We start from the raw sequence: 14,343 nt of genomic DNA, 5'->3' as shown, positions 1-14,343 counted from the left end.
CAGACCATGACTCCACATCTGATGAAACTGCTGGGCCTGTCCGCCGCCCTTCTGGCGATCAGCCAGGGCGTGCGCGCCGAAGACGTCAAGGCCCCCACCTTCAGCGCCGAGCCTTGCTGCCAGCTGTGCCCTGAAGCGCACGACCCAAGCCGCTACACAACCCGTTACCAGCAAAACTTCACCACGCTGGTGCAGGCGAAGGGCGACTGGCTGTTCCGTACCCGCGAAGACCTGCGCACCGAGTTCAATACCACCCCGGCCGGCTACAAGCGCCTGCAGCAAGTGCACGACGCATTCAAGAAGCGCGGCGTGGAACTGGTGGTGGTGTACCAGCCGACCCGCGGCCTGGTGAACCGCAACATGCTCAACCCGGCGGAAAAGGCTGCCTTCGACTACCAGAAGGCCCTGGGCAACTACCAGGCCATGCTCAAGCGCTTTGCCAGCATGGGCTACAACGTGCCCGACCTGTCGCCGCTGACCAACGAACAGCTGGCCGCTGCCGACCAGGGCAAGGACTTCTACTTCCGTGGCGACCAGCACTGGACGCCTTATGGCGCCGAGCGCGCGGCCAGGATCGTGGCCGATACCGTGCACAAGATGCCGGCTTTCGAAGGCATCCCGCGCAAGGAATTCGAAACGAAAAAGTCCGGGCGCATGGGCAAGACCGGCACCCTGCATAACGTGGCCGGCCAGCTGTGCGGCACCAGCTATGCCGTCCAATACATGGACCAGTTCGCCACCGAGCCGAAAGGTTCCACCGGCGGCGGCGACGACCTGTTCGGTGACGGCGGCAACGCGCAGATCACCCTGGTCGGCACCAGCCACAGTGGCAAGAACTACAACTTCTCCGGGTTCCTCGAGCAGTACATCGGCGCCGACGTGCTCAACGTGGCCTTCCCTGGTGGTGGCCTGGAAGGTTCGATGATCCAGTACCTGGGCAGCGAAGAATTCCAGAAGAACCCGCCGAAGATCCTGATCTGGGAATTCTCCCCGCTATATCGCCTGGACCAGGAAACCATCTGGCGGCAAATCCTTGGCCTGCTCGACGACGGCTGCGATGACCGCCCGGCCCTGATGAGCGCCAGCGCCACCCTCAAGCCCGGCAAGAACGAGCTGATGGTCAATGGCAAGGGCGGCGTGATCAAAGACCTGATCAACCGCAACATGCAGATGGACATCAAGTTCGAAGACCCGTCGGTGAAGGTGCTGCAAGCGACCCTCTGGTACCTCAACGGCCGCCACGAGGACATCAAGCTGGAAAAACCGGAAACCTCCGACACCGACGGCCGCTTCGTCTTCCAGATGCGCGAAGACGAGGACTGGGCCAGCCAGAGCCTGCTGGCGTTCGAGGTGCAGGGACCGGAAAGCGGTACCCAGAAGGTCGAAGCCAAGCTCTGCAAACGCAACAACTTCGCCGTGCCTGCGCAGACCGCGCAGGCCGGCCAGTGAGGCGACCATGATCCCGTTCAAGCGAATTTCCCGCCCCGCCCTGCTTGCCCTGGCGTTGTGCAGCGGTGCCGCGCACGCCGCGCTGGTACCGCCCCAGGGTTACTACGAGGGGATCGAAAAGCTCAAGACCGGCGACGGCAACTTCCGCTGCGAAGCTGCCCCCAAACCGTATACCGGTGCCCTGCAGTTCCGCAGCAAGTACGAAGGCTCGGACAAGGCGCGGGCAACACTCAACGCGGACTCGGAAAAGGCCTTTCGCAAGTCCACCGAAGACATCACCACCCTTGAGAAAGGCGTGAGCAAGATGATCGGCCAGTACATGCGTGACGGCCGCCCGGCGCAACTCGACTGCACCCTGGCCTGGCTGGGCAGCTGGGCCCGCGCCGATGCGCTGATGTCCACCGACTACAACCACACCGGCAAGTCGATGCGCAAATGGGCGCTGGGCAGCATGAGTGGTTCGTGGTTGCGCCTGAAGTTCTCCAATTCGCAGCCGTTGGCCGCGCACCAGGCCGAGGCCGAGCTGATCGAAAAATGGTTCGCCCGCCTGGCCGAGCAGACCGTGCGCGACTGGAGCGACCTGCCACTGGAGAAGATCAACAACCACAGCTACTGGGCGGCCTGGGCGGTAATGGCCACCGCCGTGGCCACCGACCGTCGCGACCTGTTCGACTGGGCCGTGAAGGAATACCGGGTTGGCGCCAACCAGGTAGACGAGCAGGGCTTCCTGCCCAACGAACTGAAGCGCAAGCAACGCGCCCTGGCCTACCACAACTACGCCTTGCCGCCGTTGACGATGATCGCCAGCTTCGCCCAGGTCAATGGCGTGGACGTGCGCGGCGAGAACAACAACGCCCTGCAGCGCCTGGCGCAGCGGGTACTGAACGGTTCGAAGGACCCAAGCGCGTTCAAGGCCCGCAATGGCGAGAAACAGGACATGAAAGACCTGAAGATCGACAGCAAGTACTCGTGGATGGAGCCCTACTGCAGCCTGTATGCGTGCAGTGGCGACACCCTGCAGCGCAAGCGCGGTATGCAGCCGTTCAACAGCTTCCGGCTGGGCGGCGACCTGACCCGGGTCTATGACCCGAGCGCAGAGAGCAAGAAATGAGTTGAACCCCTTTTGGGGTCGGAACCTGTGGGAGCGGGCATGCCCGCGAAGAAAGCACCGCGGTGCATGGCAAGGGCTTCGCCCTTGTTCGCGGGCATGCCCGCTCCCACAGGTACCAAGGCTTCCCCCACTTTTTGAGTGGGGGGTTTGGGGGGCGCTTTGCCCCGGATGCTGTGAACAAAAAGGAGAACCGGGATGGTCTTCTCGTCCAACGTGTTCCTGTTCCTGTTCTTGCCGATCTTCCTCGGCCTGTACTACTTGAGCGGGCAACGCTATCGCAACCTGCTGCTGCTGGTCGCCAGCTACATCTTCTACGCCTGGTGGCGGGTCGACTTCCTCGCCCTGTTCGCCGGCGTGACCCTGTGGAACTACTGGATCGGCCTGAAAGTCGGCGCCGCCGGCGTGCGTACCAAGCCGGCACAGCGCTGGCTGCTGCTCGGCGTCGGTGTGGACCTGGCGATTCTCGGCTACTTCAAGTACGCCAACTTCGGCGTCGACAGCCTCAACGCGATCATCTCCTCGTTCGGCCTGGAGCCGTTCATCCTCACCCACGTGCTGCTGCCGATCGGTATCTCGTTCTACATCTTCGAGTCGATCAGCTACATCATCGACGTGTACCGCGGCGACACCCCGGCCACCCGCAACCTGATCGACTTCGCGGCGTTCGTGGCGATCTTCCCGCACCTGATCGCCGGCCCCGTGCTGCGCTTCAAGGACCTGGTCGACCAGTTCAACAACCGCACCCACACCCTGGACAAGTTCTCCGAAGGCTGCACCCGCTTCATGCAGGGCTTCATCAAGAAAGTGTTCATCGCCGATACCCTGGCGGTAGTGGCCGACCACTGCTTCGCCCTGCAGAACCCGACCACCGGGGATGCCTGGCTCGGCGCTTTGGCCTACACCGCGCAGCTGTACTTCGACTTCAGCGGCTACAGCGACATGGCCATCGGCCTGGGCCTGATGATGGGCTTCCGCTTCATGGAGAACTTCAAGCAGCCGTACATCAGCCAGTCGATCACCGAGTTCTGGCGGCGCTGGCACATCAGCCTGTCGACCTGGCTGCGCGACTACCTGTACATCACCCTGGGCGGTAACCGCAAAGGCACCTTCAACACCTACCGCAACCTGTTCCTGACCATGCTGCTGGGTGGCCTGTGGCACGGCGCCAACTTCACCTACATCATCTGGGGCGCCTGGCACGGCATGTGGCTGGCCATCGAGCGCGCGCTGGGCATCGACACCAACCCGCAGCGTTTCAACCCGGTGAAGTGGGCATTCACCTTCCTGCTGGTGGTGGTCGGCTGGGTGATCTTCCGTGCCGAGAACCTGGAAGTGGCCGGTCGCATGTACGGCGCCATGTTCAGCTTCGGCGACTGGCAGCTGTCGGAACTCAACCGTGCCCAGCTCACCGGCCTGCAGGTAGCCACCCTGGTGGTCGCCTACATCACCCTGGCGTTCTTCGGCCTGCGCGACTTCTACCGCAACGCCCGGCCAACGCCCAAGGCCACCCCGGTGCAGGTCAACAGCGACGGTTCGATCGGCCTGGACTGGACCCGGGTGATGACCCGCGCCCTGGTGCTGCTGCTGTTCGTGGCCTCGATCCTCAAGCTTTCGGCGCAGAGCTACTCGCCGTTCCTTTACTTCCAGTTCTGAGGTTGATGACATGACCCGGACATTACGCATTACCTATTCGCTGTCGTTCCTCGGCCTGCTGGTGGGCATGGGCGTCTGGTCCACCGGTGGCCTGCAAAGCTTCCAGCGTACCGAGCAGATGACCCTGCTCAACGGCAAGCTGGCCAAGGCTGCCGAGACCCACTACGACGAGCAGTTCCCGATCAAGCGCCTGGGCACCAACCTTTGGGCGGCGATGGACTTCAAGCTGTTCAACGAAGGCCGCCCCGGCGTGGTACTGGGCCGCGACCAGTGGCTGTTCAGTGACGAAGAGTTCAAGCCCACCGCCGGTGCCGAGCAGCTGATGCAGGAAAACCTGGCGCTGATCCGTGGCGTGCGTGACACCTTGCAGCAGCACGGCAGCCAGCTTGTATTGGCGATCGTGCCAGCCAAGGCGCGGGTGTACGCCGAATACCTGGGCACGGAACTGCCGACCAGTCTGCATGACGACCTGTACAACCAGTTCCATGCCCAGGCACGCCAGGCCAACGTGTTCGCCCCGGACCTGTTGGCACCCATGGAGCAGGCCAAGGCGCGCGGCCAGGTGTTCCTGCGCACCGACACCCACTGGACGCCGATGGGCGCCGAAGTGGCTGCGCAGGCACTGGCCGAAGCGGTCAGCCGCCAGAGCCTGCTCAACGGCGACCCGCAGGCGTTCATCACCGAAGCCGGCAGCACCGCGCCATACAAGGGCGACCTGACCAACTTCCTGCCACTGGACCCGCTGTTCAGCAACCTGCTGCCGGCCCCGGACAACCTGCAGCAGCGCACCACTCGCCCGGTCGAGACCGAAGGTGAAGCCGGTGACGCACTGTTCGCCGACACGCAGATCCCGGTTGCACTGGTGGGCACCAGCTACAGCGCCAACCCGCACTGGAACTTCCTCGGCGCGCTGCAGCAGGCCCTGCGCAGCGATGTGGCCAACTACGCCGAAGACGGCCATGGCCCGCTGCTGCCGATGCTCAAGTACCTGCAAAGCGATGCCTTCAAGAACGCCGCACCCCAAGTGGTGGTGTGGGAATTCCCCGAACGTTATCTGCCAATGAAGAACGACCTCAGCAGCTTCGATCCACAGTGGATCGCCCAGCTGAAGAACACCCGTAAATCCGAAGAAAACCTGGCTTTGTCGTCCACCCGGACTAACCACTAATCAGAGGAACATACATATGACTACCAAGACTTCCATTGCCAAAGCCCTCACCCTCGCTGCCGGCCTGTCCCTGGCCTCCATGCAGGCCTTCGCCGGCGCCGACGCCGCACTGTATGGCCCGAGCGCGCCGAAAGGCTCGACCTTCGTGCGCCTTTACAACGCTTCCAGCGCACCGGCGGCAGCTTCGGTCGGCAACACCCAGATCAAACAGGTTGGTGCACAGGGCAGCAGTGACTTCAGCTTCCTGCCAGGGGGTGACTACACCGCTCAGGTCGGTGGCAAGAGCGTGCCGGTCAAGCTGGCTGCGGACAAGTACTACACCCTGGTCAACAGCGCCAGCGGCAACCCGCAGCTGATCGAAGAGCCGCCGTTCAAGAACAAGCAGAAAGCCCTGGTTCGCGTGCAGAACCTGAGTGACCAGCAACTGACCCTGAAGACCGCCGACGGCAAGACCGAAGTGGTCAAGCCGGTGGCCGCCAACGGCCGCGGCGAACGCGAAATCAACCCGGTCAAGGTCAACCTGGCGCTGTTCCAAGGAGACAAGAAAGTGGGTGACGTCAAACCCGTCGCCCTGGAGCGCGGCGAAGCCGCAGTGCTGTACGTAACGGGTTCCGGCAACGCCTTGTCGCCGGTGTGGGTAACTCGCCCCGTGGCTAGCAACTGATTCCCCTGCCTCTCAACGACTATTGGAGAAACATGATGATCCCGGTAATTCTTTCTGGTGGTAGCGGTTCCCGTCTGTGGCCTCTGTCGCGAAAGCAGTTCCCCAAGCAGTTCCTGGCCCTGACCGGTGAACACACACTGTTCCAGCAAACCCTCGAGCGCCTGGTGTTCGAAGGCATGGACACGCCGATCGTGGTCTGTAACAAGGACCACAAGTTCATCGTCCAGGAGCAACTGGCCGCACTGAAGCTGCAAACCCAAGGCATCCTGATGGAACCGTTCGGCCGCAATACCGCGCCGGCCGTGGCCATGGCTGCCATGAAACTGGTCAACGAAGGCCGCGACGAGCTGATGCTGGTGCTGCCCGCCGACCACGTGATCGATGACCAGAAGGCCCTGCAGCGCGCATTGGCCCTGGCTACCGTGGCCGCCGAGCGTGGCGAGATGGTGCTGTTCGGCGTGCCGGCGACCAAGCCGGAAACCGGCTACGGCTACATCCGTTCCAGCCAGGACGCCCTGCTGCCTGAAGGCGTGGCGCGCGTGGCGCAGTTCGTCGAAAAGCCCGACGAAAAACGCGCCGCCGAGTTCGTCCAGGCCGGCGGCTACTTCTGGAACAGCGGCATGTTCCTGTTCCGTGCCAGCCGCTTCCTCGAAGAGCTGAAGAAGCACGACGGCGACATCTACGACACCTGCGTGCTGGCCCTGGAGCGCAGCCAGGAAGACGGTGATGTGCTGAGCATCGACGAAGCCACCTTCGCCTGCTGCCCGGACAACTCCATCGACTACGCGGTGATGGAAAAGACCCAGCGCGCCTGCGTGGTGCCGATGTCGGCCGGCTGGAGCGACGTGGGCTGCTGGTCGTCGCTGTGGGAAGTGCACGAGAAGGACGACAACGGCAACGTCACCAAGGGCGATGTGGTGGTGCAGGACAGCCACAACTGCATGATCCACGGCAACGGCAAGCTGGTGTCGGTGATCGGCCTGGAGAACATCGTGGTGGTCGAGACCAAGGACGCCATGATGATTGCCCACAAGGACAAGGTCCAGGGCGTCAAGCAGATGGTCAAGACCCTCGACGAGCAGGGCCGCAGCGAAACCCAGAACCACCTGGAAGTGTATCGCCCGTGGGGCTCGTACGACTCGGTGGACATGGGCGGCCGCTTCCAGGTCAAGCACATCACCGTCAAGCCGGGCGCCAGCCTGTCGCTGCAGATGCACCACCACCGTGCCGAGCACTGGATCGTGGTGTCCGGCACCGCCGAGGTGACCTGTGACGAGAACGTGTTCCTGCTGACCGAGAACCAGTCGACCTACATCCCGATCGCATCGGTGCACCGCCTGCGCAACCCGGGCAAGATCCCGCTGGAGATCATCGAAGTGCAATCCGGCAGCTACCTGGGCGAGGATGACATCGAGCGCTTCGAGGATGTGTATGGACGTACCTCTACACCCATCGAGCGTGGTGTTTCGGTGAAGACCATCGCGCAGTAATGCAACCCCTGGGGCCGCATTGCGGCCCCGCTTTTTGAGCCACTCTCCATTTCGGGCTACGATGGTCAGACCCCGCGCAATCAAGGTCTGCACGTCCCATGATCATCGGTGCCTTCCTCATCCTCACCTGGCTGGTGCTGCTGTTGCGCTACCCGGCCAAGGCCCTGCCGATCTCGCTGGCAGCCGTTTGTGGCCTGGGCCTGGTGGCCCTGTTCGTCGTCTGGCAGGACACCCGCGAAACCTCGCAACTGGCCCGCCTGGACCTGCGCCTGAGCTACGCCCCCGAACACTGCCCCGCCGACCGCGCCCTGCAGGTGCGCATGAAGAACGGTAACGACGTGCCGCTGACCGAGCTGCGCTGGCGGGTGGCGGCGTATGCGCCGGGCGATACCGTGAACCTGGCGGAGAACACCTACAACGCCCCGCGCTACCGTGGGCCGGGTGAACTGCAGCCAGGGGCCGAGTGGAAGGACTGCCTGCCGCTGCCGCCACTGCGCTCCGGGTACCGGCCGCAGACCCTGGAGTTTCGTGCAGAGCATCTGCAAGGTACGTTTGCCAACTAATGTATCGCCTGTACCGGCCCTTTCGCGGGCTTGCGCGCTCCCACAGGTACTGCACAGTACTCAAGAGCTGTGGAGTTCCTGTGGGAGCGGGCAAGCCCGCGAAAGGGCCGGCACAGGCAACACCAACTTCCCCTGACAACAGGCCCCAACCATGCCCACCGTCCTGATCACCGGTTGTTCCAGCGGCATCGGCCGCGCCCTGGCCGACGCCTTCCGCGATGCCGGCCACCACGTCTGGGCCACCGCCCGCAAACCTGAGGATGTCGAGCAACTGAACGCCGCCGGCTTCACCGCCCGGCTACTTGATGTGAACGACAGCGAGGCACTGGGCCGCCTGGCCGAGGAACTGGAAAACCTCGATATCCTGATCAACAACGCTGGCTACGGCGCCATGGGCCCGCTGCTCGATGGCGGTGTGGATGCCCTGCGCCAGCAGTTCGAAACCAATGTCTTCGCCGTGGTCGGCGTTACCCGCGCATTGTTCCCACAGCTACGCCGCTCACGGGGCCTGGTGGTGAACATCGGCAGCGTATCAGGCGTGCTGGTCACTCCGTTCGCCGGCGCCTACTGCGCCTCGAAAGCCGCCGTGCATGCCCTGAGCGATGCTTTGCGCCTGGAACTGGCGCCGTTTGGTGTGCAGGTTATGGAAGTGCAGCCAGGGGCGATTGCCTCGCAGTTCGCCAGCAATGCCCAGCGCCAGGCCGAGCAGGTGCTGGCGGCGGATTCGGCGTGGTGGCCGTTGCGCGAGCACGTGCAGGCACGGGCACGGGCTTCGCAGGACAAGCCCACCTCGGCGGCAGTGTTTGCCCAGGGCGTGTTGGCAGCGGTCGGGAAGTCGCCGGTGCCGGCGGTGGTGCGGTTGGGGAACGGCAGTACGGCTTTGCCGTTGATGGCCCGGTTACTGCCGCGACGGGTGATGGATTGGGCGTTGCGCAAGCGGTTTGGCCTGCTGCGCCCGCTCTGATTGATTGGTTGCCTGTACTGGCCTCTTCGCGGGTAAACCCGCGAAGAGGCCAGTACAGGCAAAACAGATCAGGCAATGGAACGCAGCACCCCGCCATCCACCCGCAAGGCAGCCCCGGTAGTGGCACTGGCCTGCATCGACGCCAGGTACACCACCATGTTCGCCACCTCCTCCACTGTCGCCAGTCGCTTGATCAGCGAGGTCGGCCGGTGCTCGGCAAGGAAGTTGGCCTCCAGCTCTTCAGTCGACACCCCCTGCTCCTCGGCCAGCTTGGCAAAGAAGTCGCCCACACCTTCCGAACGCGTAGGCCCCGGCAGCACCGAATTCACCGTCACCCCGGTGCCGGCCAGGGTCTCGGCCAGCCCGCGCGACACCGCCAGCAACGCAGTCTTGGTCATGCCGTAATGAATCATCTCGGTCGGGATCTGCAGCGCCGACTCACTGGACAGGAACATCACTCGCCCCCATTTGCGTTCGGCCATGCCCGGGGCATAGTGGCGTGACAGGCGAACGGCACTGAGCACATTGACGTCGAAGAAACGCTGCCAGTCCTCATCCTCGATCTCGAAGAACGGCTTGGGCTCGAAGATGCCCAGGTTGTTGACCAGGATGTCGGTGTGCGGCACCTGCTTGAAAAGCGTCTGCGCACCGGCCTGGGTGCTCAGGTCGGCAGCGATGCCGATGATGCGCGCCTGCGGCAGGCGCTCGCGCACTACTTTGAGGGCTTCGTCGACCCGGGCCTGGGTGCGACCGTTGAGGACCACTTCGGCCCCCGCCTCGGCCAGGCCGATGGCGATGGCCAGGCCGATGCCGGCGGTGGAGCCGCTGACGATGGCGCGCTTGCCGTTCAGGGAAATGTGCATCTGTGCCTCCTCGGTAATCAGGACAATTGCCGGGGCTGCTTTGCAGCCCATCGCGACACAAGGCCGCTCCTACATGCGGACGCGATCTCCTGTAGGAGCGGCCTTGTGTCGCGATGGGCCGCAAAGCGGCCCCAAAACATCACACTTTCTTCACAGGCTGCTCGTCAAACGCCTGCCAGCCACCACCCAGGGCCTTGTACAGCCCCACCAGCGCCTGCGACACCGCCGCAGAACTGTCGATCCACTGCTCCTCGCTGGCCAGCAAAGCCCCCTGCACCGTCAGTACATTGAGAAAGTCCACCGCCCCTTCCACATACTGCCGCTGGGCAGTTTCCAGGGCGATGCGGTTCTGCCGCACCGCCTCGGCCAAGTGGTCGCGGCGCAGCTGGCTGGCGTTGTACAGGCGCAGCACATCGTCGATTTCATGCCAGGCACCCAGCACCACCTTGCGGTAGTTCAGCGCCGCTTCCTGCTGCTGCGCCTCGCGCAGCTCCAAGGTGCCCTTGAGCCGGCCACCCTCGAAGATCGGCAGCGACAGCTGCGGCCCGAAGGCGAAGCGGCGTGAATCCCAGGCGCCGAAATCGGACAGCTGCATGGCCTGGAACCCGACACTGCCCGACAGCCGGATGCTGGGGTAGAAGTCGGCCTTGGCCACGCCAATGCTGGCGGTGGCAGCATGCAAACGAGCCTCGGCCTGGCGAATGTCCGGGCGGCGTTCGGCCAGTTCGGACGGCAAGCCAATGGCGAACTTCTGCTGTGGCGCAGGCAGTTCGCCGCCCTGCAGCAACTCGGCCTGCAGGCTGCGCGGTGGTTCGGCGGCAAGCAGGCTGAGGGCGTTGATCAGGTCGTCGCGCCGCGCTTCCAGACTAGGCAGGCGTGACTCGATAGAGGCGACCTGGGCACTGGCCTGAGCCACGTCCAGGCGCGTGGCGACACCTTCGGCCTGGCGGTTTTCGGACAATTTCAGGCTGTGCTGGGCGACCTTGAGGTTGTCGCGGGTCACATCGATGGTGTGCTGCACAGCGCGCAACTGGATATAGTTGCCGGCGGTTTCCGAAAGCAATGCCAACAGCACGCCGCGGCGGTCGTTCTCGGCCACTTCGACCGTGGCATCGGCTGCCTCGACCTGGCGCCGCACACGGCCCCACAGGTCCAGCTCCCAGCCGGCCACAAGGTCACCCTGCCAGAGGTTGAAGGCTTCCTTGCCCGCCTTGCCGGACGGGTCACTCAGGCCTTCGGCACTATTGCGCGAGCGGCTGTAGCCGGCGTTCACGTCCACTGACGGTACTTCGTCGGCAGCCACGGTGCTGCGCAGGGCGCGGCTTTGCAGCAGGCGGGCGCTGGCCATCTGCAGGTCGAGGTTGCGCTCGGCAACGCGTTGGATCAAAGCACTCAGGCGGGCGTCGTGGAAGCTCTCCCACCAGCGCAGTTCCAGCGGTTCGGCCTGGGGCTGGCTGGCCGCCGCCTCGCCTTGCAGCGGCGCCCACTGTTGCGGGGCCTGGCTGTCAGGGCGCTGGAAGTCAGGGCCCAAGGTGCAGCCGGCCATCAATACGGCCAGCAGCAACGGGCTCAAGCGTAACGCCGCTTTCATCGTGCACTTACCTCTTTGCCGTCCAGCTTGTCACCACGGGTGTCGATGGTCGCTTCCACCGACATGCCCACGCGCAGGCGGGCAAGCAGCGGCTGGCCGTCATCGAAAACGATCTTCACCGGGATGCGCTGCACCACCTTGGTGAAGTTGCCGGTAGCGTTGTCCGGCTTGACCGCGGCGAAGGTCACGCCGGTGGCCGGGGCGATGCTTTCCACATGGCCTTGCAGCTTCTCACCGGCAAAGGTGTCGACGCTGATGCTCACGGCCTGGCCAGGCTGTACGTGGGTCAGCTGGGTTTCCTGGAAGTTTCCGACCACGTAGGCCTGCTGCAACGGCACCACCGACAGCAGGCGGGCGCCCGGGTTGACGTAGGCACCGACACGCAAGGCACGCTCGCCGACCATGCCGTCCACCGGTGCGGTGATGCGGGTGTAGGACAGATCGAGCTGGGCCTTTTCCAGCCCTGCCTCGGCCCGCTTCAGCTGGCCGTCGGCACTGGCCACCTGGGCGGTAAGGATATCCACCTGCTTGCGCGCCGCGACCAGTGCCGCCTGGGCATTGGCCAGGCGTGCGCGGGCCTGGTCGACCCCACTGCGTGCCTGCTGGGCGTTCTGCACGGTGCCGGCACCTTGCTCGGCCAGGCGGCTGTAGCGGTTGACCTCATGGTCGGCGAACGCAGCTTCGGCCTGGGCCGCTTTCACTGCAGCCTCAGCCTGGGCAATCAGCGACGCCTGGCGCTCGAGCGTGGCACGGGCATCGGCGCTTTGCGCCTGGGCCACCAGCAACTGCGCCTGCGCGGCATCCAGCGCGGCCTGGTAGTCACGGGCATCGATGGTAGCCAGCAACTGGCCAGCCTTGACCTGCTGGTTGTCCTCCACCAGCACTTCCTTGATGAAACCGGCGATCTTGGGCGCGACCACGGTGTAGTCGGCGACAACATACGCGTCATTGGTGCTCTGGCGGTGGTCGCTGCCGAACATCCACGGGCCGACGATGGCAGCCAGGACGGCCACGGCAAGCACCGAGCCGATGAACAGGGTTTTGCGGTTGTTGGTCATTTAAGTGGTTCTCGAATTCATCCAGGGTTCAGGCCACCGCGCGCGGCGGATAGACCCGGGTAGGCACGAAAGGAATCAGGCAGATCAGGGCCACGGCAATGCAGGCCATGACCAGGTAGAGGTCGGCCGAGGTCAGCACCAGCGCCTGGTCGTGGATGCGCCTGGCCAGGCCGGCTGCGTTACCGTCGACCAGCGGGGCGTTGCCCAGGCTGTCCACCAGGTGGTTGGAATGGAAGTGCCGGCGCAGGGTGCCAAGGGCGTCCAGCAGGCCACCGGCGATCACCGCGGCCAGGCCCTTGACGGTGTTGAACCAGCTGGAGGCGAACGGGCCTTCCTGCGGGGTCATGCCGTTGGTGGACAGCATCAGCAGCGGCAGCACTGCCATTGGCTGGCCGAACACCTGCAGCAGGTAGAACGGGTAGAAATCGCCACGGATCCACTCGCTGGTCAGCAGGCTGCTGCCGGCACAGGACACAGCCAGCATCGCCAGGCCTATCCCCAGCACCCAGCGGCAGTCCACTGCGCGGATATTGCACAGCGCCGCCGTCAACGGCAGGGCCACCAGCTGCGGCATGGCCACCAGCATCATCAGCGGGCTGGTCTGCGCCGGGCGGTAGCCCTGAATCTGCGCCAGATAGGCCGACGGAATGCTGCCCACGCCCGAGAGCACGATCAGCACACCGGCCAGGGTCACCAGAGCGAAACTCAGGTTGCGCCGCGACAGCATGCGCAACTGGAAGAATGGCAACGGCTCGGACCATTCGTTGTACATGAACAGCACCAGCAACAGCAGGCCACCGCCGAGCAGCCAGCAGATCAGCGGGGAATCGAACCAGCCCCAGCGGTCACCCAGCGACAGGCCCAGTACGATGCAGCTGATGGCGGGCAGGCCGAGCAGCACGCCGCGCCAGTCGAACTGCTTGAAGCGCTCCAGGCGCAGCGGGTCCTGCGGCAGGCCCCAACCGACGCAGAACATGGCCAGCGCCGAGGGCAGGATGATCTGCCAGAACGCCCACTGCCAACCGACGTATTCGGTCCACAGCCCTGCCAGCGGTGTGCCGAGGTTGGGGCCGAAGGTGGCGGTGAGGGCATAGCAGGCCAGGCCATAGACCTTGATGCCCGGAGGCAGGAAGCGCAGGGCCACGCTCATCAACATCGGCGGCAAGGCGCCAGAGGCGCAGCCCTGGAGCACACGCAGCAGCATCAGGCTGTGCAGGTTGGGGGCGAACGGTTGCAGCAGGCCGAGCACCGCGAACAGGCCGATGGCGCTCATGGTGAAGCGCCGCAGCGAGAACGTGGTGGCCAGCCATGGCGCGAAGGCCATGGCCGAAACCGAGGCGGCGCTGTAGGCCGCCAGCAGCCAGGCGCCTTCGTCGGCACCGATGCCCATGGCCCCACGGATATCGGCCAGGGAGATTTTGGTTACCGACTCGTTGAGGCCCGCGCACAACACGGCCAGCAGCACACCGAACAGCCCGACCACTACCTGCAGGCCGAACGCAGTCTGCGCAGGCGCGGCCGGCGCGGGGGCGGCGGCAATCGCGGCAGACGGGGCGGACAGGGAACTCATGGGCAGACATCTCCAGCAACAAATTTGCGACTGGAGCAAGTCTAAGAAGGTCGAATGCTGACGAAAACTGACTTATCGGTAGGTTTATGTTGCGCTGGACGCAATCCGCCTTTTGCAGGTCTGGCCCTATCGCCGGCAAGCCAGCTCCCACAGGTACTGCGTAGTTTTCGAGATATGCAACGATCCTGTGGGAGCTGGC

At 64.4% G+C, this 14,343-nt stretch carries 12 protein-coding genes; 8 read left to right on the top strand and 4 right to left on the bottom strand.

Features of this window, described 5'->3' with window-relative positions; genetic code table 11:
* The first annotated feature begins 6 nt into the window (after positions 1 to 6).
* From IMX18_RS01750 to IMX18_RS01715, 8 genes are all read left to right on the top strand, one after another.
* A complete protein-coding gene (locus IMX18_RS01750) occupies positions 7 to 1,449 on the top strand; it encodes an alginate O-acetyltransferase (RefSeq protein ID WP_013974155.1) in 1,443 nt (480 codons plus the stop codon).
* A 7-nt stretch (positions 1,450 to 1,456) separates the two neighbouring features.
* On the top strand, positions 1,457 to 2,560 hold the full coding sequence (locus IMX18_RS01745; protein ID WP_217190092.1) for a mannuronate-specific alginate lyase: 1,104 nt from the start codon (positions 1,457 to 1,459) through the stop codon (positions 2,558 to 2,560).
* Between the two features lie 195 nt (positions 2,561 to 2,755).
* Positions 2,756 to 4,213 carry an MBOAT family O-acyltransferase gene (locus tag IMX18_RS01740; protein WP_015271746.1) on the top strand — a complete coding sequence of 486 codons (1,458 nt, stop codon included), beginning with the start codon at positions 2,756 to 2,758 and terminating at the stop codon, positions 4,211 to 4,213.
* A 10-nt stretch (positions 4,214 to 4,223) separates the two neighbouring features.
* Complete coding sequence (locus IMX18_RS01735; protein WP_015271747.1) at positions 4,224 to 5,381, top strand: alginate O-acetyltransferase; 1,158 nt, start codon at positions 4,224 to 4,226, stop codon at positions 5,379 to 5,381.
* Between the two features lie 16 nt (positions 5,382 to 5,397).
* Positions 5,398 to 6,045, top strand: coding sequence for an alginate O-acetyltransferase AlgF (locus tag IMX18_RS01730; RefSeq protein ID WP_013974158.1), 648 nt, complete (start codon positions 5,398 to 5,400; stop codon positions 6,043 to 6,045).
* A gap of 35 nt (positions 6,046 to 6,080) precedes the next feature.
* On the top strand, positions 6,081 to 7,535 hold the full coding sequence (locus IMX18_RS01725) for a mannose-1-phosphate guanylyltransferase/mannose-6-phosphate isomerase (RefSeq protein ID WP_015271748.1): 1,455 nt from the start codon (positions 6,081 to 6,083) through the stop codon (positions 7,533 to 7,535).
* A gap of 98 nt (positions 7,536 to 7,633) precedes the next feature.
* On the top strand, positions 7,634 to 8,098 hold the full coding sequence (locus tag IMX18_RS01720; protein ID WP_100412775.1) for a multidrug transporter: 465 nt from the start codon (positions 7,634 to 7,636) through the stop codon (positions 8,096 to 8,098).
* A gap of 151 nt (positions 8,099 to 8,249) precedes the next feature.
* Positions 8,250 to 9,062 (top strand): SDR family oxidoreductase, encoded by an 813-nt coding sequence (locus IMX18_RS01715; RefSeq protein ID WP_100412776.1) that lies wholly within the window; start codon positions 8,250 to 8,252, stop codon positions 9,060 to 9,062.
* A gap of 68 nt (positions 9,063 to 9,130) precedes the next feature.
* On the opposite strand, the gene IMX18_RS01710 is transcribed toward IMX18_RS01715, so the two are convergent.
* The 4 genes from IMX18_RS01710 to IMX18_RS01695 all read right to left on the bottom strand — a co-directional run bounded on the left by IMX18_RS01710 (position 9,131) and on the right by IMX18_RS01695 (position 14,144).
* Positions 9,131 to 9,925 carry an SDR family NAD(P)-dependent oxidoreductase gene (locus IMX18_RS01710; RefSeq protein WP_217190093.1) on the bottom strand — a complete coding sequence of 265 codons (795 nt, stop codon included), beginning with the start codon at positions 9,923 to 9,925 and terminating at the stop codon, positions 9,131 to 9,133.
* Positions 9,926 to 10,064: 139 nt separating this feature from the next.
* Positions 10,065 to 11,516 carry an efflux transporter outer membrane subunit gene (locus IMX18_RS01705; protein ID WP_015271752.1) on the bottom strand — a complete coding sequence of 484 codons (1,452 nt, stop codon included), beginning with the start codon at positions 11,514 to 11,516 and terminating at the stop codon, positions 10,065 to 10,067.
* Positions 11,513 to 12,574 carry an HlyD family secretion protein gene (locus IMX18_RS01700; protein WP_015271753.1) on the bottom strand — a complete coding sequence of 354 codons (1,062 nt, stop codon included), beginning with the start codon at positions 12,572 to 12,574 and terminating at the stop codon, positions 11,513 to 11,515. Before IMX18_RS01700 ends, IMX18_RS01705 begins: the two co-directional genes overlap by 4 nt.
* A gap of 28 nt (positions 12,575 to 12,602) precedes the next feature.
* On the bottom strand, positions 12,603 to 14,144 hold the full coding sequence (locus tag IMX18_RS01695) for an MFS transporter (RefSeq protein ID WP_100412777.1): 1,542 nt from the start codon (positions 14,142 to 14,144) through the stop codon (positions 12,603 to 12,605).
* Between the last annotated feature and the right edge of the window lie 199 nt (positions 14,145 to 14,343).

The organism is Pseudomonas shirazica (genome assembly GCF_015168335.1).
Lineage (GTDB): Bacteria > Pseudomonadota > Gammaproteobacteria > Pseudomonadales > Pseudomonadaceae > Aquipseudomonas > Aquipseudomonas asiatica.
This window is presented reverse-complemented; position numbering and strand designations above follow the sequence as displayed.

What these genes read in the sequence shown, in the direction of transcription:
- IMX18_RS01695 (WP_100412777.1), bottom strand. Translation starts at nt 14,144, where the DNA reads ATGAGTTCCCTGTCCGCCCCGTCTGCCGCGATTGCCGCCGCCCCCGCG.
- IMX18_RS01735 (WP_015271747.1), top strand. Translation starts at nt 4,224, where the DNA reads ATGACCCGGACATTACGCATTACCTATTCGCTGTCGTTCCTCGGCCTG.
- IMX18_RS01705 (WP_015271752.1), bottom strand. Translation starts at nt 11,516, where the DNA reads ATGAAAGCGGCGTTACGCTTGAGCCCGTTGCTGCTGGCCGTATTGATG.
- IMX18_RS01720 (WP_100412775.1), top strand. Translation starts at nt 7,634, where the DNA reads ATGATCATCGGTGCCTTCCTCATCCTCACCTGGCTGGTGCTGCTGTTG.
- IMX18_RS01700 (WP_015271753.1), bottom strand. Translation starts at nt 12,574, where the DNA reads ATGACCAACAACCGCAAAACCCTGTTCATCGGCTCGGTGCTTGCCGTG.
- IMX18_RS01730 (WP_013974158.1), top strand. Translation starts at nt 5,398, where the DNA reads ATGACTACCAAGACTTCCATTGCCAAAGCCCTCACCCTCGCTGCCGGC.
- IMX18_RS01750 (WP_013974155.1), top strand. Translation starts at nt 7, where the DNA reads ATGACTCCACATCTGATGAAACTGCTGGGCCTGTCCGCCGCCCTTCTG.
- IMX18_RS01740 (WP_015271746.1), top strand. Translation starts at nt 2,756, where the DNA reads ATGGTCTTCTCGTCCAACGTGTTCCTGTTCCTGTTCTTGCCGATCTTC.
- IMX18_RS01745 (WP_217190092.1), top strand. Translation starts at nt 1,457, where the DNA reads ATGATCCCGTTCAAGCGAATTTCCCGCCCCGCCCTGCTTGCCCTGGCG.
- IMX18_RS01725 (WP_015271748.1), top strand. Translation starts at nt 6,081, where the DNA reads ATGATCCCGGTAATTCTTTCTGGTGGTAGCGGTTCCCGTCTGTGGCCT.
- IMX18_RS01710 (WP_217190093.1), bottom strand. Translation starts at nt 9,925, where the DNA reads ATGCACATTTCCCTGAACGGCAAGCGCGCCATCGTCAGCGGCTCCACC.
- IMX18_RS01715 (WP_100412776.1), top strand. Translation starts at nt 8,250, where the DNA reads ATGCCCACCGTCCTGATCACCGGTTGTTCCAGCGGCATCGGCCGCGCC.